This window comes from Sporolactobacillus sp. PKPK-6, assembly GCF_056678885.1.
Map to the genome: position 1 here is coordinate 1367057 of NZ_JBWXPA010000001.1, position 20740 is coordinate 1387796.

A 20740-nucleotide genomic window follows, 5' to 3' on the forward strand; every position below is an offset into this window, starting at 1 on the left:
CTCTGTATTATTGACTATCTTTTCTTTTCAGGAGCACAGCGCTCAATATGAGACAAAGCACGACAACTCCGGCAAGAATTCCCCAGTTCGTCATAAGAAGATCCATTCGGTGATCAAAATATTCCGGGAGGTCTCTTGGTGGGACCGATGCCTTCGTCTCAATTTTCATGGGCATGCCGTTTATATCAAAGGAGATGCCCAGTCCACGACATACCCATTTGCTGATTGCAAAATTTGAAACAAAGCTGCTCCATCTCTTCAAATCAAACACAAGGCCACTGAACATCAGCTGTGGAATCAGCAGCATCGGAGCGAGACTCATTGCCCGATCTGAGTTTGACACCAAGCAGGAAATAACCAGTCCCATCGCTGTTGATGCAAGCACCCCTAAGAAAAAGGTGATCATCACTTCAATAGAAATGCTGCCCATCAGGCTATGTGCCGGAAACACAATGACATAGCGAAGAATCCAGACAAATAGAACCGACTGAATCAAAGCAAGAATACCCAAAATGCTCATCTTTGACATCAAGTACGGCCAGATTTTCAGGTTCACCATACGTTCTCTTTTATAGATGACTTGTTCCTTTGTGATTTCCTGAATAGAATTCAAAAGGCCGATCCAAACCGCCGAGGAAGCCGTCGTAAAAATGACTTCTTTTGCCGTTTCGTAATAATCAAATGAATTATGCTTCCCAACAAATCCCAAGAGCAATGCAATCACGGGAACTTGAATGATAAGGAAAAAGAAACGCGTGTGATCAACTAAGGTTAGTTTCAAATAACGTGACATCAGTATGCTTAGCTGACGAAAAGAGCTTCTTTTCGCCGTTTTTGGCTTTGGCTTCTCAGTGCCTGTCCCTTGAGTCAAGCTATTTATATATGAATAGTACTGCGACTGTCTGAAGTTCTTTTGCCACAATTCAGCTTCAGAACCAATCCGATCATAAACATCCGTATAGCTGTCCACTTTAAAGAAATCAAGTGCTCCCTTGGGCGGACCGAAATAGCATAGTCTTCCTCCTGTTCCCAGGAAGACAACTTTGTCACAGATGAAAAGATTGGCCGTTGCATGGGTAATCAAGATAATTGTTTTCCCTTTATTCGAGAGCTTTCGCAGTAAGCGCATCATGTTCCGTTCCATACCGGGATCAAGGCCGGACGTTGGTTCGTCAAGAAAGAACAGCTTCGGATCAGCAATCAATTCTACAGCGATGCTCACCCTTTTCCGCTGACCACCACTCAATTTGCTAATGGTAAGCTCTTCTTTTCCTTCAAGCTCCACGTCACTGATCACGCTGCGCACGCGTTCGGAGATTTCCTCTTTTGTTGCATCCTCAGGCATTCTTAATCTGGCAGCATAAGTAAGCATCTGAGTTACAGTCAGGTCGTCATAGACAATATCCTGCTGGGGTACATAACCCATAATATTTTTGTATGCATTGAAATTCGCGTAAAAGTTATCTCCATTAACAAATACGCCGCCTTCCGTTGCCGGTCGAAAGCCGTTTAACGTATCCATAAACGTCGATTTGCCTGCGCCACTTCCTCCGACGAGTGCGACTAACTCTCCAGGCTTAATGGTAATTGTGATATTATCCAAGATTTTTTTCTTTTTTTTCTCTTGAAAAATGCCGTTTGTTTCTTCAACGGTTTTGGAAATGGTAATTGCGTCCAGTTGAAGTCCATGGATATACGAATTGTAGATTAATTTATTTCCTTGAATGATGAACTTTGTCTGCCCAATCATAAAGGTGTCGATGGACTTCAGTCGCACCTTATTCCTGATTTGTTTTCCATTAACAAAGGTACCATTTGTGCTATCTAAGTCTTTAATTGTCAGTCCATCACTACTATTTTCGAGCAACGCATGGTGACGGGATACCAAGCTATGCGCGAGGACGATTGTGTTTCCCTGATCACGCCCGATGGAAACCTTCTCTCCTTCAGAAAGAAAGCATTCATTCCATTTTTCATCTGTATCCGCTTCGAGTTCCGAGTAAAGCATGAGAACGCCTTTATTGTGATGCAGCGTTGGGTCATCAATAAGAATCTGCGTACCATTTTCCAAGATTGTTCGATCTGCCCTTTTTCCGTTGACCATCAATCCATTCGTACTGTGCAAATCGAGGATCTCACATTTCCCATCATGCACGACAATTTTAGCGTGACGTGATGAAACAAGTTGCGAATGGATCTTAATATCATTCTCTGAACCACGTCCGATCGTGTATGATCGATCTTGTGTCAGATTGAATTCAAAAGGGCTGATGAGCTCATGATCAATATATATATTCAAAACCGCTTTACGAATTTTAGTTGACCGTTCAGACATGTCCTTACTCTCCTATTATTTCTTTTTCATATTAAAGAACACGAGAAACAGACCGGCAAATTGAACGAGAATAACTGCCAGCAACACATAAATTAAAAGATTAGATGATGAGCTTGTCGTACTTGGGGTATTTTCCTTAGTCCCACCGATTGAAAAATCTTTGTGGTCCAGTGTCTCATAAATACTTTCGACCGGCGAGAAATCCTTAATCTCATTACCTGCCAGACGAAGTTCTGTCAGACTGTTTAAATTTTCCAATGGACCCACTTCTTCAATCTTATCATTGTTCAAATAAAGAGTTTTCAGCTTTACCAAACCGCGCAAGGGTTCCAGCTCTCTCACTCGTGTATTTGCCAAGTCAAGCACCCGAAGTTCGGATAAATCGCTCAACGGTTTAATTAAGACGATTGGATTGTCTGACAACGCCAGTACTCTCAAATCGTTTAATTCCGATACGGAATAGATTTCAGAGATGTCATTTCCCGAAGCGCGAAATACCTTTAGATTAACCAACTTTTTAACAGGAGCCAAATCTTCAATTCTATTATCACTTAAATGTAAATTCGTTAATTTATTCAGCTTATTAATTCCATTAATAGATTTGATGTTATTATCATCCAGCATGAGCGTGGTTAATTTAGACAGATTATTGAGATCATCAATTTCTTCGATTTCATTTCCATCTAAATAAAGCCGTTCCAATTTGGTCAAGTCTTTCAAAGGAGTAACTGACTTGACTTGGTTATTGGTCAAATCTAATACGACAAGATCCTTTAATTTGGCTAGTTGCGCACTATTAACGATTAAGTTATCTGCGAGGTTTAGATTGGTTAGGCTGCTTATTTGGTCAATGCCGTCCAAGTTTTTAATATGTTCATTACTTGCATCGAGTGTTTTCAGATTGCTTACATCACTTGTGTAAATCGTGCCATTTGGTTTATCAATCGCTTTTCTCACCGAATTTTCCAGATTTTTATCTTTAAATACAACTGCCTTGTCCGCTGCATGCGCTGTAAATTGTATTGGAACGATAAACAGTGCTACTAGTAACAGCACAGTGATTACCTTTGAAAAAGTTGACATATGTTTAGCCCCTCACCTGTTTATGTAAGAATAGAAATTCCCCGGTTAGTTACCAGAGAATTTCTCAATTTATTATTGTTGTGATGATCCTGCACTTGAATCTACGTTCGATGATGAGTCTGTTGATGCTGAAGAATCCGAGCTTTCAGAGTTTGCAGCACTTGTGTCTGATGAAGCATCACTTTCTACTGTTTCCGGAACTGTTGCTGATCCATCCACATTGCTATCATCTTCGTTTGGCACCGCAGGACTCGAAGCGTCATCTTGACTGGAAGAGCTTGATGAAGCTGAATCACTACCGTTTTGTTCTGCCGATTCAATTGACGAGGAATCGGAATCGTCTTCAATAGCCGAAGAGTTATCTTCGTCTTCAAGATCTGAGGAATCTCCTATGTCTTCTTGATCGCCATCACTACCATCGTCAGAAGTTTCCTCATATTGCGGATTGTCATTTGCACTATCGTTATCAATCTTATTAATTGGGATAACATTACCATCTTGATCGATCTCAAAGACGTGCCATACAAATCCTTGTTGATTTTCTGGAACATTAAAAGTCTTCACGAGCCTGTTCTGTTGATATAGTTCTACCTTAGCCTGACTTTGTGGTAAATCCGTTTCAGAATTTTCACCGAAATCATGAACATAATATCTGAATACACCATTTGTCTTTATGAAACTGGTAATGGTTTCAGGTCCAAAGCCATCAGTGTCGTCCCTATCTAGTTTGGCATAGACCATCTCATCACCGTTAAGGTCGGAAGCGTATTGTTTGTTGCCATAATAAATATGGAAGCGTTCCAAAGGATTATCCGCTTTTGGACCGGTTAAGTGGGAATCAAGGTCATCCGGAGTCTCACCCCAGGTTAGTACCACTGAAAATTCTGCTGTTCCTTGTTTCTGAATCGATTCGTTGTGAGCAACTGTTTCAGCTTCTTTAACGGTTATCTCCGAACTTTTTGTAATGTATCCTTCCTTAACAACTTCTAATGTATAGTCGCTCGGACGAATACCAGTTAAATTGTAGTTTCCATTTCCATCCGTAGTCACTTCTTTGATTGGCTGATTGTCTTTAACCAAACGGATGGTTGCCTGGCTGACAGAATCTCCCGTTTGAGCATCTGTAATTGTCCCAGAAACAATACCCAGTTGAATAAATACAGCTTTAACATTTGCATCCTTGTTCACAGTGACGCTGACTGGATTTTCCGTTCCTGTCTTATCACCTTCCCAATGATCAAATACCCAGCCTACATCATCTGCTTCTGCAGTTAATGTCACTGACGTGTTCTCGTCGTATCGAGCAGTATTAGGATTCTGCGCCACATGACCTTTTCCATCTACTGATGTAGTTAATGCGTACGTCTTAGGTTGTTCCGTAGCTGCCGGAGCGCTTGGTTCCTGTTGATTATTTTGAGCAGGTTCTTGTTGCTGTTGCTGAGCAGGTTCCGAGGTTATTTTATTCCCCACGTCAACCTGTTCCGGTTTCGTTAATACGTCTGATTGATTGTCCGTTATTGCATGATTAACGGGATTTACTGAACTTTGTGTTGCTGATTGATGTGATGTTTTTGATGTTTGAGGTTGCTCTGAGGAAGTGCCGCTTGAAGTTGACGCGGTCTGTTCTGCAGTAGTACTTGTTTCATTGGCCGATGTCTGATTTTGAATGTCCTGGCCGCTGATTTCTTCATCATTCGTCTGCTCATCAACAACAGAAAGCTCCACTGAATCTTCTTTTCCATTGTCTTGAGCAACAATTTTTGTATTTCCGGTTCTTTCTGAAGTGAAGGTCACTTGGTCGCCATGTTCGCTCGAAAGATCACCTACACCGCTCTCTATAGTCCAAATCGGATCAACATCCATTGTTTTTCCATTCGCATCTTTGCCGACTGCTTTTAGACTGATGCGCTTTCCGACTGTCACGCTCGTTGAAGGCGAATGTATCTCCAGTTTTGACAATACATGTTTACGTACGGTTAAATTCTTTTCTTCGGAAATTGAACCAACGTTTGCGACAACTGTCTCATCCCCTGACTTTTTTGCTGTAAAGTCAGTCTCTTCTGATGATTTTTCAGACAAACTGCCAAGTTCATTTGGAATCAAAGACCAGGTCGCTTTAACCAACGTTCCTTTTTCATCCGGACTTTTCTTATAAATAGCTTTCAAGTGAGTTTCTTGCCCTACTTGAACTTCGTCTTTATCCGAAACGATTACAATCTTTTGTTTCATCTCGTTTAATCTCGTTTGAATCTCGGCATCTTTCGTTTTTGAAAATCCATCATCTAGTTCTTGGATCGCTGCCAAAATATCATTCATCACGAGTTTTGCATCACTCAGTGATAAGTAAAACTGCGGCTCTTTCGGTATTAATTTTATACCAGCCGTCAGAACTTTAACTGCAGGTTTATATCGCTTTAGGGCCAAATACGATTTTGCCAATCCAATTCGAGCTTCAACATTGTTTTCATCAATGTCCAAAACTTTCTTGTAAGCGATAATTGCTTCTTTGTACTTATGTTCCTTGTAGTAATGATTACCTAGAGACAGCTGTTGTTCAATTGTGCGCGCATTCGCCAGATGTATGGTGAAATATGTACCGAATCCACCAAGAACCAGTAATAGAGCAAGAATAATCAAGAGTGTTTTCTTCTTGCTGTTACCTTTGGGCTCCGATTGTTCCATCTGGATAATCCCTCCCCCGAGTTATATTATTTTTTCTATCTAGTAAATAAGATATAGGTATTTATAAATGATATATTACCATATATTTGATGATGATTGTGGGATATTTTTTCATTTTTTTGGGTATTATTTCAAATATTGTTTTATTTATGAAAGAAGAATAGAACGTTGAATAAATTTAAATAAACCATACAAAAAAGCCCTGCAATGATGCAGAGCTAAATACTAAACGTAAATTTTCACTAATGCCATCAATTTTTAATTCAAACCTGTCCAGATTGATGCAATTGGATCAACCTCAATCTGACTAATCTGAGCGGTGCCGCCCGTTGAAAATAATGCAATTCCTTTTGAATCGAGCGGCTGATCAGGATTCGGATAGATAATTTGTGTCAACGTCTTTTCCCCATCATTAACAAACAGTTCGATTGAGGAACTGTCCACGTAGGCCGTGAGCTTTATGCGGCTTGCTTTTTCGTTTCGTTGAACACTGGTCTGGTTCCGGGTTGACTTCCCGCCGCTGTTTGATTGATCAATAGACACCGTATGGTTCTGGACATCATAGCTAGCGGTGATGTATTTACTGTGATCCTGAGATACTCTGAGGCGAAAGCCCACCTGATCAGGGCGATTTTTAGCGTTCCATGAGAACTGCGCCTCCGCTTTATACTGTCTTCCTAAAACTTGCTTGATTGCCTTTGTACCGCTAAGCTTCAAATCACTCGTTTTGAACGGATTCTGAGTAAGTCGCGCAAGCTCTCGCGCCGGTTTTTGAATAAGTACATCCTCCTTACCTGCGCGAACTAAGGTCAGCTCACGCGGGAGGGACATCTCACCTTTCCAAGGGGAAGTCATTTGCTCGCCGACATAGTCCCAATTGGACATCCAAGAAAGCATCACCGTTCGTTTCATATTACTGAATGTGACTCCAGCGTATAAATCCTCGCCGTAATCAAGCCATTTAGGATGACTCAGCGTTTGTTCTGTGTCCGGTACAAATTCCTTGCCATTAAAACTGCCGACGAAATACTGCATTCCGGATCCTCCGGCAGGCGCTCCCTTCTGCACACTGATCGAGAACACCCATTTCTTTCCCTTTGTTCCCTCAACTGTCATCGGAATTAATTCCGGGCATTCCCAGGCACCGTTGCCAACATCATGTTCTCGGATAATTGCTGATTGGTACGTCCAATGAATCAGATCTGCCGAAGTAAAAATGTCAGCCTCTTGCCCCGCTGCCAGAATCATCACCCACTGTTTGTGCGCTTCATCATACACAACTTTGGGGTCGCGAAAATTGGCCGGATCCCTTGTTGGAGTCGCTTGAGCCGGAATAACCGGATTCTTTTTGTACTGAATAAAGGTTTTGCCATCATCCTTGCTGTAGGCAATGCATTGCTCCTGCACGTCGCGTAATCCTAGAAAATTGCCCATTGAATCCTTGCTGTAGTCGTCATCTCGAACTGCCACAGAGTAGGCACTCGTATAAAAAGCAATCAACGTGTTTTTGCCCAAACCCGAAACGTTAGACTTATCTTTAATGATTGAACCACTGAACACAAATCGTTTTCCATTAGGATTGCCCGCATCTCCATTCGTTGTCGGCCGTCCATAATAGTGAACCGGTTTTGAATCATGGCTAGTCTGCATCCAAAAATCAACCCATGGCGTCGCCTCACGTTGATGAATCGCGACCGGCTGCTCCTTCCAATGAAACAAATCACGGCTGACGGCATGTCCCCAGCTCATATTGCCCCACGTGTTTCCTTGCGGATTCGTCTGATAGAACATATGGTACGTGCCATTGCTGTATATTGCCATCGCAAAGATCCATTTGTGCCATAATTTTGAGCCACTTCGGACAGATTTGAGAGCAGCTCTTGCCATAGAAAGAGCCACCATCGTTCAATGGTGGCTCAGCTTCATTTATTGCTTTATACCATGGCGTTCTCTCATAGATACTTCACCGTCAATTAAAAGGCTATAAGAGTCATGGATGATCCGATCCAAGATCGCGTCGGCTAAAGTTGCTTCGCCAATGCTTTCATACCAACCTTGTGTATCGAATTGTGAGCAGAATATCGTGGAGACTGTTTGGTGCCTTGCTTCTACAATTTCAAGTAAATCTCTTGCTTCATTCCCCTTTAGTGAAGTAAGAAGCCATTCATCTAGAATAAGAAGATTTACCTTTCGGTACACTTTCATTACCTTTTGAAAAACACCTTCTCCCCTAGCGACAGCGAGCTCATCCAATAGATCTGGCAAACGAATATACTTTACGGTATAAAATTGCCGACATGCAGCGATTCCAAACGCACAGGATAGATAAGATTTACCGTTTCCAGAGGCTCCTTTGATAATCAAATTATGCTTTTCTTGAATGTATTGGCCAGAGGCTAATCGGAGAATTTGAGCTTTATCCAGTTTACGATCCGGATGATATTCAATATCTTCAATGCAGGCTTGAGGATATCGGAATCCGGCATTTTTGATGAGACGGTCCAGCTTGTTGTTTTTTCTGCGATCCCATTCTCGATCTACGAGCAGGCTGAATCGTTCTTCAAAGGATAGGTCATTAAACTGAGGATTGTGAAGCTGTTCATGATAATACTCAGCCATTGCACTTAGGCGCATATCATTTAACTTTGAAAGTGTACTGTCATTGGTCATTTTTCTGTCCTCCCGTAATAAGCTGCTCCTCTAATAAATCCATGGGATTTTTGCTGATCATTGGTATTTCTTTGTTCTAGTGACTCATGCCGCTGTTTATCCTGTCCAGTCTTTAGAATCGTGGTGATGCTTTTGATATTAGGTCTTGGAGAATAACTGAGAGCCCTCATGCATGCATTCTCTAATCGTTCGACTGAATATTTGTCCGCAAGTTTTGAGAGAGCTAAACAGGATTTCAAAGCTTGTTTCTCCACTTTATAGGAATTGAGAAATCCTTGAACCGTTGTCTGTGTATGAGTGCCTATGGTTTTTGACCATGTTAAAAAATGCTCTGAAGTAAAAGTTAAATAGTCTTTATGTTGATCAGGCATATGATCGGGGTTTGTGGATAATTGACCTGAATTTCCATAGAGACGAACATGCGACGCAATGCGCATAACATGATAGAAGACTTCGATAATATACTGAGTCATGCGAATATCTACTTGATGTTTTAAGTATTCATAGGGAACGGAGTAATACATTTTTTCTACAGATATGTGATAATCATAGGGTACGGTAGCTGTTCTCCAAGTGGCTAATTCGTATGGGGAAGCAGGCAAAGGGAGCAGCGCAAAGCTCTCTTCCTCCGCAAAAGCGGATTGTCTACTTCCATTTTTCTTTTGAAATGGTTTTTGATTGTATTCAACTAATTTTTCTTTAATGGCTTCATTGAGTTCTTGAATGGAAAAGTACTGACCATTTCTTAATGTGGCAATAATCCAAGTTGATATGATTTTTACGGTTCCTTCGACATTGGGTTTATCTTTGGGATGACGAACTCTTGCGGGGATAATCGCTGTCTGATAATGTTCCGCTAATTCTTGATAGGTCCTATTGATGATAGGGTCTGTTCTTGAGGAATGATCGACACCTGTCTTGAGATTGTCAGGAACAATCGTCCGAGGAACACCATTAAAAAACTGAAAAGCATGGATATGTGCCTGGATCCAGCTCGACGTGCCCATGGACAAAAAAGCCTCTACATACGCAAATTGGCTACACGGAAGGACAGCGACAAAAACATAAGCTGGATTTACCTGTCCAGTGATGGAATCCTTAACTGAAGTCGTTTGACCTGCCCAATCGACTTCCATTGTTTCTCCCGGCTTTCGCTTAATTCGCATGGTTGCTTTTGTCTTGGTGACGTAGCGCGTATAGAAACGACAAAATTGCCGGTAACTCTAGGGAATTTCTCTTTGTTCTCGGCATAATTGAACATACTCATGCCAAAGTAGAGACAAAGTCACACCACTTCGAGCCATTTCCTTGTGAATGTGGACACAGTCCGGCTTCTTTCTCACATCGGATTGATTCTTTTCTGGAAACAGAAGCGCCTGCAGTTCTGCGTCATCCACATCTTTTTCAAGCGGCCATAAAACGTCTTTTTCCTTAGCACGTTTCAAGACGTCACTGACTGTATTCCTAGAACTACCCACGCCTGAAGCAATGCTTCGAATACTTAAATCCTGCGCATGAAGACGTAAGATTTCACGGTATTTGATCACACAAAAACCTCCTATTTAATGAATTTGCACCGATGGTGCATGCCCATTATACAGGAGGTGGCTCTTATCATGGCACAAGTGGCTCTATATTTTGTCCTAACATGCTCTAAATTATGGCACAGCTGGCACTATTCAATGGCAATATACAGCTGTAAACCAAACCGTTCGGATCATTCAGCCATGTTTTCTTAGCTGAATAATGATATTGATCCCGGTAAGGCTGAGCGTAATTAGGATCGACATTGCGCTGCGTCTGCGTCATATTTCGAGGTTTGATTACTTTCTTTGTTGGTCCCTTGTGAAGCACATAAACGTAAGCGTCAAATAGTCCCCACCTACAAAAAGCGTGGGGATCAGTGTATTATTCATGTGTAGTTAGCTTGCATTCTGCAGGAATAGAATCAGACCAGGGCAGAAGGGCGTCCAATGCGACAACCAGTGCCAAGGCTACCAGCACACTCATGCTTATGAGCCATTTCTTTGTTTTCATAGTGAATCCTTTCGTTTTGAGAAAAAAAGACGAGAAGCTTCTCTCGTCTTTTTTACATATTTTATTATTTTTATAGGTTATTTTGTCGTTACTTGACCTTGTTCGAGCACACTATTTTGTTGTACTTGCGTTTGAGCACCATTCACAGTCAGCAAGAAGCTCGGTGCGAAGGTAGAATGCTGGGTTGATGATATATTGCGATTGGTCATATAGCTTGTAATTAATAGATTGTTTGATCCCGAAGAAACAGGCATTCCATAATAGGCATACGTGTAGGTTCGGCTGTTGAAACCTTCATTACCTGTTAATACGAGTCCAGTGTCATTAAGCGGTTTATAAGGACCGGTCAGATTATCAGAAACATAGCCAAGCATGTAGGTGTTATCCGATGGAAAACCATCAACCCTCTGATTGTAGCCCTTAGTAATCGTAAACAGGTACCATTTTCCATTAATTTTCACTACATTCGGTCGTTCAATCTCGTCAGTCACAAGATTAGCTGTTACAAGCGGCTTCATTACCGTTTTTAATGTGTAGTCATCATTCAACTCAATAATGCCGATTGCAGCATTTGCTTTAATGATGCTGTCCCTATCTGTCCGCGCTAACAGACTGTTCTTGGATGAGTTGAAATAATTATCGTCGCCACCGTAGTACGCTTTGTTGTACAGGGAACGGTACTCCTGATAGCCGTTAGCTGTACCCGTATTTCCTTCAAAAACGAGGTACTTGCGGCCATTCTCTTCCACATAATGCGGATCTCTTAGACAATGATTGTCGCCTGTACCATATTGAAACTGACTGAAATTCTGATACAATTTACCATCGCCGCTGAAAATGGACTTGTGATCCTCAACATCACTAACCTCTACACCTGAGTAATTTGCATCAACATCAATTTTAGCTGTGGTCAGAACCTGCTCATTCCCCGTACGTCCATCTGAATGATTTGTGGCAACGCCTGTATAGAATAAACGGATCTCGTTTCCAATTTTATACGCAGAACCCGACCATTCTTGATTCTGATTTTTTAAGTGTACATCATTTGAATTGGATAAATTTTCACCAGCAAACACTCGGCCGGCATTCTTCCAACTATCAATTGATGTATCGCCAACTTTTTGATAGAACATGTAGATCTTATCCGCCCCTGCCATCGCAAAGACAATATGGTAGCCTTTATATTCAGCAACCGTTCCGTCCGGATTTTGGAGCGGCCAGCTGTCCCACGCATCCATATCTGAAGCCGAAGAAATATTTTTGATTGTTTTGGAAGCAAAGCTTGGTACTTTAAACCGGTTATCATTCACTTGATCTGGAATCTGTGAGTAGTCATATCTTGTGATCTGTGTCGTCCCATAGGTGCGAACATAATCCGAATAACTGCTAGATAAATTCCGCTTATAAATGTAGCCTGTAGTCTTTCCATAGGTAACTTTAAACATTTTAGCTGATTGAGCACTCTTTGTTGTGACTTTGCGATCGACAGAAATCTTCAGTAACCGCTTCTTGCTCGCATTTGACGAGCTATAAATGTATGATGTTCGATTCGTATATCTCTTTAGTGTCTTGGGATTCGAACTGAGTTTCGATTTAAAAATATACCCTTTTCTTCCATTATATTTCACTTGATACATTTTATATGATTTTGATGTTGTCGTTGATAGCTTCGTATTCAGCGGGATACTTTGGATCCTTTTCTTATGTGTCTTCGAATTTGAGTTATAGAAATATGCGCTCTTAGTCACGTAATAATATCGCGTTTTGGATTTACCTTGCGCTGAGGGTACATAGATTACCAAAGCGACAATGAAACATAAACAGATCACTAGACTTGTTCTTACCTTCTTCAAATCGCACACTCCTGACAGTTGTTTGTTCTAAACAAGGAAAACATGGGTTAATGGTAACGCGAGACTTCGAAACAGTCAATTTGAATTTTTTACCGTATGTGTCAAGCTTTTCTCGGAACTCTTTGCTAGAGAAGAACTTCTTAATCCTTAATTTGTACCCCTTAGGTGTTAAACCACACTTCTTCAGGCAAGCGTAAGCACTCTGTTCAGTTTTCCTACTGCACTCGAGGAGGAAGCGTTTATTCCGATTCGACCATGATGTGCACCGATAGAAGGAACCGTCGGTTCCTTCAACAAGGATGCAATACGTATTGTTTTCTTCGTTAGGCGTTCGATGCGTTTGGATGGGAGGAACGAAGAAAGATACGCTGCTCTTAGCGTCCCATTACGTATCCCTTGAATAACTTTAACCATGCCTTCTTCCGACTCACCCCAATGCATGCCACGCTTTTTCATGCGGAACGTCAAATGCCTTTGATTCGATTCCATCGCACCCAATCTCCCGGCATTTTCGGGAAGATTTTCTTTCGCCATACTCTCTCGCCAATCAAACAAACGATCCCAGTGTTCCATGAGATAGTGCTTGACCTTTTCAACCTGCTCAATGCGCCCACCCTCGTCTTGATTACTTTCAAACGTATCCAGCAACAGGATGACCTCTGCACGATCTTTTCTTTGAATCGCCTTTTGTATACGCGTGATCCAAGACTTATCACCATGTAGAGAACGAGTTAGGGATTGAGCGACATGAAACGCATCCAGTTGAACCCAAATGCGCTTGTGTGACCCACAAAAGGCATCTTTAAAATGCGTTTCGTCATAACCTACGCCTCCGTCGCTATTAGCGACAATTTGTGTCTGCCATAAGCGATAACGCTGTTCGACTACGGCTTCAACCTGTTCCCAGAAGGTATCGAGTCCCTTGCTTGTCATAACCGCGTAGGGCTCTTTCAGAAGCCGTCTTTTTCCGTTCTTCACCCAACCCTCATACAAAATAAAATGCTTGATTTCAATGTGTTGCCGTTTCTTCAATCCACGGACAAAGGTTCCATCAGCCTCCGCAAAGAGAAAATTCGGTTGTCGTGTTCCATCCAACTCTCCATTGGCTGCTTGGATCACGCGCTCTTGATCCTGCTTTTCTTGAGCTTCGCCGACTGCTCGAACACAGTGCATGACCGTGGTGTGACTCATTTGAACCTGAGTCCAAGTGGCTAAGGTTTTCACGACCTCCCGGCAAGTCATACGGCTCGCTAAGGTCGCTGTTTCATATTCAACATTTGGCGAATAACGCATGTGTTTTCTCAATTTAAGCAGGTGATCCAATGGATAACAGGCATGTCCTTCCGGGTTAATCATACGCGTATGAGAGAAAGTCACCGGTCCAAATAAGAATTGGAGAACACGCTGGTCCTTATGACTATCTACTTTCCAGCCCTCCGCCTGTTTTTCACGGGTAATCGCTTGGTCAAGCAAAGAAAACACTTGTTCAACGCTATGCCTCATGAACTGATACATATAGGCAGTAGCCTCTTCCTCAAATGCCAACAAGCTCGTTTGATTCTTCCAAATTCCTAATAAATCCTCTATACTATCCATTGAGAAGGCCTCTATTCCTGATGTATTCCGTGGTGGGTATACATTTAGAATAAGGAGCCTTCTCCTTTTCGTCCAGTCAAAAAGGGGATACCAAAAGCATAATTCGAGCAGAAAGAGCTGCATGCTGCTCCATCCTCAAGCACTCACATCAAATTTATCCCCCCGAGAAACATTTTACACATAGTTTTTACCTTAACTAAATTCAACGGTGAATTATAGGGGCATTGATATTTGAAGGCGTCCTTTCGAGATTCTTAGTCCAGTTTTTACCTATATTTTATTATATTAAGTGCTATAGAAATCAGCTATACTACTTAATAAAAAAGAGGTCAAATTCATCCCAGTAATTGATGACTAGATTAGGTTAACAAAATTCCTATTTGTAATAATTGCCAGATATAATGTCTGAGAACATATATCTGGCAATTAATCTTTGTTGGATTGAAATCTGTTATTAGTTACATATGCGTCTTATTGTTTATTTTTTCGGGAATGATTTAAGTAGGTTTGATAAAAAGGTGATATTTTTAATGAGTTCATATGAGATAGTTTTGCATATAATACGTTCCCAATGATGTGTTTTATCATCTTTTTTGTTAAACTAACTTTTTTTCCGTACCATGAACCGTGAAAGTGATGAACTGAATAATCCACTTTTTTATTAAAGGTAGGCTGTTCGAAATACTCCTTTGGATAGATGGAAGTTCCATCAGCTAGCACTTGAAATTTCCCATTAAGTTTAAATTCAGGATAGTGAGACAAGAAATATTGTGTATACATGTCATTATTCGGAGAATTTGCTAACTTCTTATTTTCATAAAGACCCAACAATGATTTAATTAAACTACTATTCTTTTCCGCACCAATTATTGCTGTGCTAAGGTTGCAATCAAACATAAATCCGAAGAAGACTTTATTGGCTAGAAAATCGTTAAAATTTTTCTTTACCTCGACATCAGTATCGAGATAAATCCCTCCAAAATTATACAGCGCCTTCAGCCTTATATAGTCTGTGACAAAAGCAAACTTACCTTGCTCATAATTTTTTTTAGCGTATGCGTTGTCACTAAAATCAGCATTATGCTCGTTCCACTCAATTATTTGATAATCTTTAAATACTTTTTTCCAATTTGATATATACTTTTGTACTGATTCAGGTTTACTTTTCCCGCCTAACCAACAGTAATGAATTATTTTAGGAATACTCATAACAGACCTTCTTCTTTAATAATATTTTGATTATATCATTTGTTTTAAAATAGTTCATTTCAATTGACACTATTTATTAATAATTATGTTTTGAACTATTCTTAATGATTCGTAATTTAATTTAAAGATATCAAAATGTTGTGTACGCAAACCAATGGAATCTATTCTTTTAGAACCTGACCATTTTTTCAAATTCGTAGATGTTATTATTACCGATTTTCCCTTTACAAATTCATCAGCATATAAATAATATATACCACCTTGCTTTTGTATTGATGGACCTTCTACAGCTTGATCAAATGGCATAGTCTGAATATATGTATACCGATCTGTTAATCCTTTCGACTTGTACATTTCAATTGTTTTATTAAATTCATTTTTCACAAAAATCAAGTAATCACTTTTATCTCGAAAAATATATGGATCAATATGATTATCTGATTTTGAATACTTAACTAATTGAGGTGAATTAAAACTGAAAATATTGTTGTCTTTCGCTTTCATAATGTAGGATCTAAAAAATGGTATACTGTTATTCCATACATCTTTTTGCTTTTCTCCTGTGGACAAGCTTACAATGATGCTCACTTTATCATCCTTATCAACAAACCATTGAGGAGCCCATGCCAATTTAAATTGGTTAGGGGTTTTTATAACGCGTTGTTCCCAGTTTATTAAATTCTTCGATCTAGCAACAATAAAATCCTTTTGAAATCCATGGAAGCCTGTGAAGCACACATAAAAATAATGATCATGAAAAATAATTGAAGGATCTCTAACACTGTCTCCCAATGGTTTAAATAATATCTCTGTATTTATTGGTAAAAATGTTTTCATATCTTGTGTAGTATACAAATCCATATTTTCTCCGTGAGGTCCATTAAAAGCAGAAATAATATAAATGTTATGCTTCGTAAGTAGCTCTGCAATTATAAATGATCCGAATAGGATTAAGCATAAAAGAGTTATCAATATCCGCTTTTTTGACATTTATTGAATCTCCTTAAATTAATTGTTACCCAATGAATAGTATTCATATACGCATATAGAATAGTACTTAGATATGCCATAAGATTAGATATGTTATATATCACAATTAGAAAAATTGACTTTAAAAAGAATCGAGAACATCATAGAAATTGCTAGTTCACAATATCATTTATTTCTTGATATCTTCCTAATTACTTCTAATCCATTCTTAAATATTTTATTATTTAGTTCAGAGTGAAGCAAAAATAGAAGTGAGAAATAAACAATGATACCAATAATTATTTGGAGAACAGTAGTGACAAATCCATTATGAAGTACAATTCTAGATAATAAAATGATCACACACATAATGCATCCGGAAACTAAATAAATCCACAGACCACTTAACAACCTTTTTATTTCAATATTCCTAACAATGAATAATAATTGTATAATTGTAACCGTAAGTTCTGCAATAACAGTTGCAATAGCCGTTCCTACAGATTGATAGTGAGGAATCAGGATTAAGTTTGCTGAAAAATTAATAATAGCTCCAACTACTACCGATATAGTGAATTCCCTCATCTTACCAATAGGCAGTAAATATTGAATTCCAAGGACATTGCTCAACGCTATAAATAAAATTATAGGGCTTATAATACATATGAGTAGTCCAGTTTTGCTGAACTCGATTGGAAAATACCATGAAGTGAAATTCTGTGCAACGCCTATCATTCCGAACATTATAGGAAAGGATAAATATGTAGCAAAGTTAACAGACTGATACAAATATTCTTTAACTTTTTGAATATTACCATTTGCATATGTATTTGAAACCCTAGGCAACATGACAACACCCATTGCTGTTACAACCGCAAGGGTTACTTTTACAATTTTATCCGCATAATCAAACAAACCAACCTCCGTTGTGCTTGATAAATAGCCAAGCATTGGTTTATTCAATACCGCGTAAATTTGAATGGCAGCTTGAGGAAGAAATAGAGACAATGCCGGTAAAAAGTGTTTCGTAACATCTATCCATTTAAGTCGAATTATTTGTATTGTTTTTGGAACATAAGCCCATAATGTAATTTGCCCGATTATTTCTGATAACGCTAATATAAGAACATATTTCCAAAGATCAGAAGGTTCTTTAATAAAAATAAATATACAAATTGTCCCAATTACTTTAACAGTTAAATTTCTGAGTACTGTTTTTTTAAAATCTTCCAACCCCATATAAAGCCATGAGACATCAAGAGCTGCTGACAGAATATAGATTGATTGAAGTAAATAAATCATTGGATAATGATGAATAAAAAGTAGAAAAATCAAGAAAGCGACATAGGCAAAACCGGTTGTGATCAGTTTAAGAATAAAAATCGACCAAAAAACCCTGCTCAGTTCTTCCTTGCTGTCACGAACATAAGCTATAGAACGATTTCCATACAAGGCAACTCCGATTGTTCCAAATAAAATAAAGTATTGAATGATTGAATTTGTCAATGCATTGATCCCTACGCCATCACTTCCTAGAGACTTTGCTACATAGGGCATAGTAATTAACGGTACAATAAGGATAAACACTTGATAAATGACGTTATAAATATAATTTCTAGCAATACTCATTTTTATTTTTCCATTCTTTATTTAAATTCTTGATTTATTGTTGCCAATGCTGCAGCTATAACTTGATGCATGTCATAGTACTTATACATACCTAATCTTCCGCCAAAGATTATATTCGGGTATCCATCAGCAAGCTTTTTATATTTTGAATACAACTCATTATTCTCTTTATCATTCATAGGATAGTAAGGTTCGTCGCCTTTTTTCCAGCTCTGAGGATATTCTCGTGTTATCACAGTTTTTGGTTGGTGGCCAAATTCAAAATGCTTGTGTTCAATGATCCGTGTAAATGGGGTTTCAGCATCAGTATAATTCACTACCGCATTTCCTTGAAAGTTATCTTTATCTAATATCTCTGATTCAAATTTCAGGCTTCGATATTCCAAGGTACCGTATTTATAGTTGAAAAATTGATCAATCATTCCAGTGAACACTATTTTTGGATATTGTTCCAAATATTCATCCTTTTCCTCGAAGAAATCTTTGTTCAACTCTACATCAATATTTTCACTGTCCAGCATTTTCTCAACAATTTGAGTATAGCCACCAATTGGGATACCTTGATAAATGTCATTAAAATAATTATTGTCATATGTAAAACGAACGGGTAACCTTTTAATAATAAAAGTTGGTAGTTCGGTTGCTTTACGTCCCCATTGTTTTTCGGTATACCCTTTGATGAGCTTTTTATAAATATCCGGACCAATCAACGATATAGCTTGTTCCTCAAGATTTTTTGGTCGGTCAATACCTGCTTGAACTTTTGAATCTTCTATTTTACCCTTAGCTTGTTCAGGAGTTACAACTCCCCATAGTTTATTGAATGTATTCATATTAAAAGGTAAATTATAGATTTCACCATGATAATTTGCAATAGGACTATTAATATAATGATTAAATTCAGCAAATTGGTTTATATAATTCCATATATCCTTGTTACTTGTATGAAATATATGCGCACCATATTTATGTATTTGAATCCCTTCAACATCTTCCGTATAGATATTGCCAGCAATATGATTTCTTTTTTCTATCACTTTAACCCGTTTACCTCTTTTAGCCGCTTCGTAAGCAAACGTACTTCCAAATAATCCGGATCCAACAATAAGATAATCATACTTCATTTAAATATCTCCAATTCTATTTAGTAAAAATCATTATCTATGCAAATAGTTATTCAAACTTAATTCACTGTCTGTTTATACATAGCGGTCACCCACAACCACATTATTAACATAATAAAAAGATAAATACTATCGACAATTGTAAACGTAAAAATTACGAATAGTAGAACACTAAACATGGCTAATTCTCTATTCTTACGCCAATAATTTTTGAGCAATAGAATCATTGGAATAACATAAAAAGAGAATAGGTAGATTCCTCCCCCTGCAAGAACTTTCATTAAACCAGTACTAAAGCCACTGTCACCATTCGGGAGCAAACGTGAAGGAGCCATGAATTGTTTTAATGCCCCAGTGTTTTCAATTCCATTTCCCATAATTGGTTGCATCATCCACGCTTTAAATCCTGCATAGAAATCGTTCATTCGTATTGAAGATGAAGTGGCCCCTATTTTATTATGCAGCAACACAAAGGATAATGACAGAGAAAACAATCCTATAAACGCTATAATGTAGGGTTTTAATTTTAATGGAATTTTTCCAGTAACTCTCTTATCAATAACAAACTTTAATCCCAAAGCAAAGATTGCCATTAAAATTCCAGTTGTTGACGTAGTTGAAAATAATGTTATCACCAAAATAATTGTTTTAAACGATATTCTTTTCTCTATATACAAATTTATAAACAGCGCAACAGATAATATGAAAGCATACATTGGAGCCTCACAAAAAATAGCTGTATTTCTTGTTACATTCAGCCCAAAAAAATTCACCTGACCTTGCGCAGCAAAAAAAATATTATAGTACGATGGTATTCCTCGAATCCCTCCAAATGAAATACCCTTATAGCCCGTAAAATGAATTAGATTGAGAGTTGGACCAATTATCCAAAAAATCAAAGAGAAAATCGCAAGAATTACCATAATATTTTCCAGCTTTATCCATAAGGCATTTATTCTTTCTTGTGAAAAACTGTAATGAAAATAACATAGAGAGAGTGCCGGAATAACATACATATAATTCAGAAAGTTTTTGCCCAAAGGGTATTTTAAATTATTCAAAATACAAAACAAAAGAAATAGTGCTGTAAATATGGTTAAAAACTTAATTAATACTTTAATATTTATTTTTTGTTTGTAGATAGCAACAAGAGAGTAAAAAGCAATAACGAATAAGTTCGCTAAAAATAGTAGCTGTATTATTTTGTAGTCAGCAATATTAGCACTTTTAAAATAAACAGAGTTACACGTTAATATTAAGAATATGGCTAAGGAATATTCAAGTATATTAATTATTTTATTTATTCTTTGATCGTTAAATACCTCTTTTCGTTGTATAGCAATATTAAACATGATTTTTCCTCCTAAGAAAACTTAGACATTACCCTATATTTCCATTTTGAAACTTAATTCCTATAAAAATGTAACATATCTAATGATCAAAGAACAAATTCACAATAATTCGTTCTTATTCCTTTGCAAATTACTTAAAATAGTCTATCCTTAATAACGCTTATCGACTATAACCATATTTCAAAAGGATAGTCATTAAAA

15 protein-coding genes are annotated in these 20740 nt (G+C 38.4%); all 15 read right to left on the reverse strand.

From position 1 onward, the window contains the following. Positions 1-7 precede the first annotated feature (7 nt). The 15 genes from AC1MBV_RS06565 to AC1MBV_RS06635 all read right to left on the reverse strand — a co-directional run bounded on the left by AC1MBV_RS06565 (position 8) and on the right by AC1MBV_RS06635 (position 20539). A complete protein-coding gene (locus AC1MBV_RS06565; protein WP_480947902.1) occupies positions 8-2335 on the reverse strand; it encodes an FHA domain-containing protein in 2328 nt (775 codons plus the stop codon). 15 nt (positions 2336-2350) lie between these two features. Next, positions 2351-3418, reverse strand: coding sequence for a leucine-rich repeat domain-containing protein (locus AC1MBV_RS06570; RefSeq protein ID WP_480947903.1), 1068 nt, complete (start codon positions 3416-3418; stop codon positions 2351-2353). Between the two features lie 72 nt (positions 3419-3490). Continuing rightward, entirely contained in the window at positions 3491-6100 is a 2610-nt protein-coding gene (locus tag AC1MBV_RS06575) for a carboxypeptidase regulatory-like domain-containing protein (RefSeq protein ID WP_480947904.1), read from the reverse strand. A gap of 258 nt (positions 6101-6358) precedes the next feature. Next, positions 6359-7987, reverse strand: coding sequence for a glycoside hydrolase family 32 protein (locus AC1MBV_RS06580; RefSeq protein ID WP_480947905.1), 1629 nt, complete (start codon positions 7985-7987; stop codon positions 6359-6361). A 39-nt stretch (positions 7988-8026) separates the two neighbouring features. Beyond that, the gene (gene istB, locus AC1MBV_RS06585) at positions 8027-8770 is read right to left on the reverse strand and encodes an IS21-like element helper ATPase IstB (protein ID WP_480947906.1); all 744 of its coding nucleotides are present in this window, start codon (positions 8768-8770) and stop codon (positions 8027-8029) included. After that, positions 8767-9936 carry an IS21 family transposase gene (gene istA, locus AC1MBV_RS06590; RefSeq protein ID WP_480947907.1) on the reverse strand — a complete coding sequence of 390 codons (1170 nt, stop codon included), beginning with the start codon at positions 9934-9936 and terminating at the stop codon, positions 8767-8769. The genes istB and istA overlap by 4 nt, the downstream gene beginning before the upstream one ends. Before the next feature lie 57 nt (positions 9937-9993). Beyond that, complete coding sequence (locus AC1MBV_RS06595; RefSeq protein WP_480947908.1) at positions 9994-10317, reverse strand: hypothetical protein; 324 nt, start codon at positions 10315-10317, stop codon at positions 9994-9996. 106 nt (positions 10318-10423) lie between these two features. Continuing rightward, entirely contained in the window at positions 10424-10579 is a 156-nt protein-coding gene (locus tag AC1MBV_RS06600) for a hypothetical protein (protein ID WP_480947909.1), read from the reverse strand. Between the two features lie 305 nt (positions 10580-10884). Next, complete coding sequence (locus AC1MBV_RS06605) at positions 10885-12444, reverse strand: glycoside hydrolase family 68 protein (protein WP_480947910.1); 1560 nt, start codon at positions 12442-12444, stop codon at positions 10885-10887. A 399-nt stretch (positions 12445-12843) separates the two neighbouring features. Then, entirely contained in the window at positions 12844-14256 is a 1413-nt protein-coding gene (locus AC1MBV_RS06610; protein ID WP_255749021.1) for an ISLre2 family transposase, read from the reverse strand. A gap of 471 nt (positions 14257-14727) precedes the next feature. Beyond that, entirely contained in the window at positions 14728-15465 is a 738-nt protein-coding gene (locus AC1MBV_RS06615; protein WP_480947911.1) for a glycosyltransferase family 32 protein, read from the reverse strand. 69 nt (positions 15466-15534) lie between these two features. Beyond that, positions 15535-16455, reverse strand: a complete 921-nt coding sequence (locus tag AC1MBV_RS06620; protein WP_480947912.1) for a family 43 glycosylhydrolase — start codon at positions 16453-16455, stop codon at positions 15535-15537. Positions 16456-16620: 165 nt separating this feature from the next. Beyond that, positions 16621-18063, reverse strand: a complete 1443-nt coding sequence (locus AC1MBV_RS06625; RefSeq protein ID WP_480947913.1) for a flippase — start codon at positions 18061-18063, stop codon at positions 16621-16623. Positions 18064-18080: 17 nt separating this feature from the next. Next, the gene (gene glf, locus AC1MBV_RS06630) at positions 18081-19187 is read right to left on the reverse strand and encodes a UDP-galactopyranose mutase (protein WP_480947914.1); all 1107 of its coding nucleotides are present in this window, start codon (positions 19185-19187) and stop codon (positions 18081-18083) included. Positions 19188-19246: 59 nt separating this feature from the next. Then, positions 19247-20539, reverse strand: a complete 1293-nt coding sequence (locus AC1MBV_RS06635; RefSeq protein ID WP_480947915.1) for a hypothetical protein — start codon at positions 20537-20539, stop codon at positions 19247-19249. Positions 20540-20740: the final 201 nt, after the last annotated feature.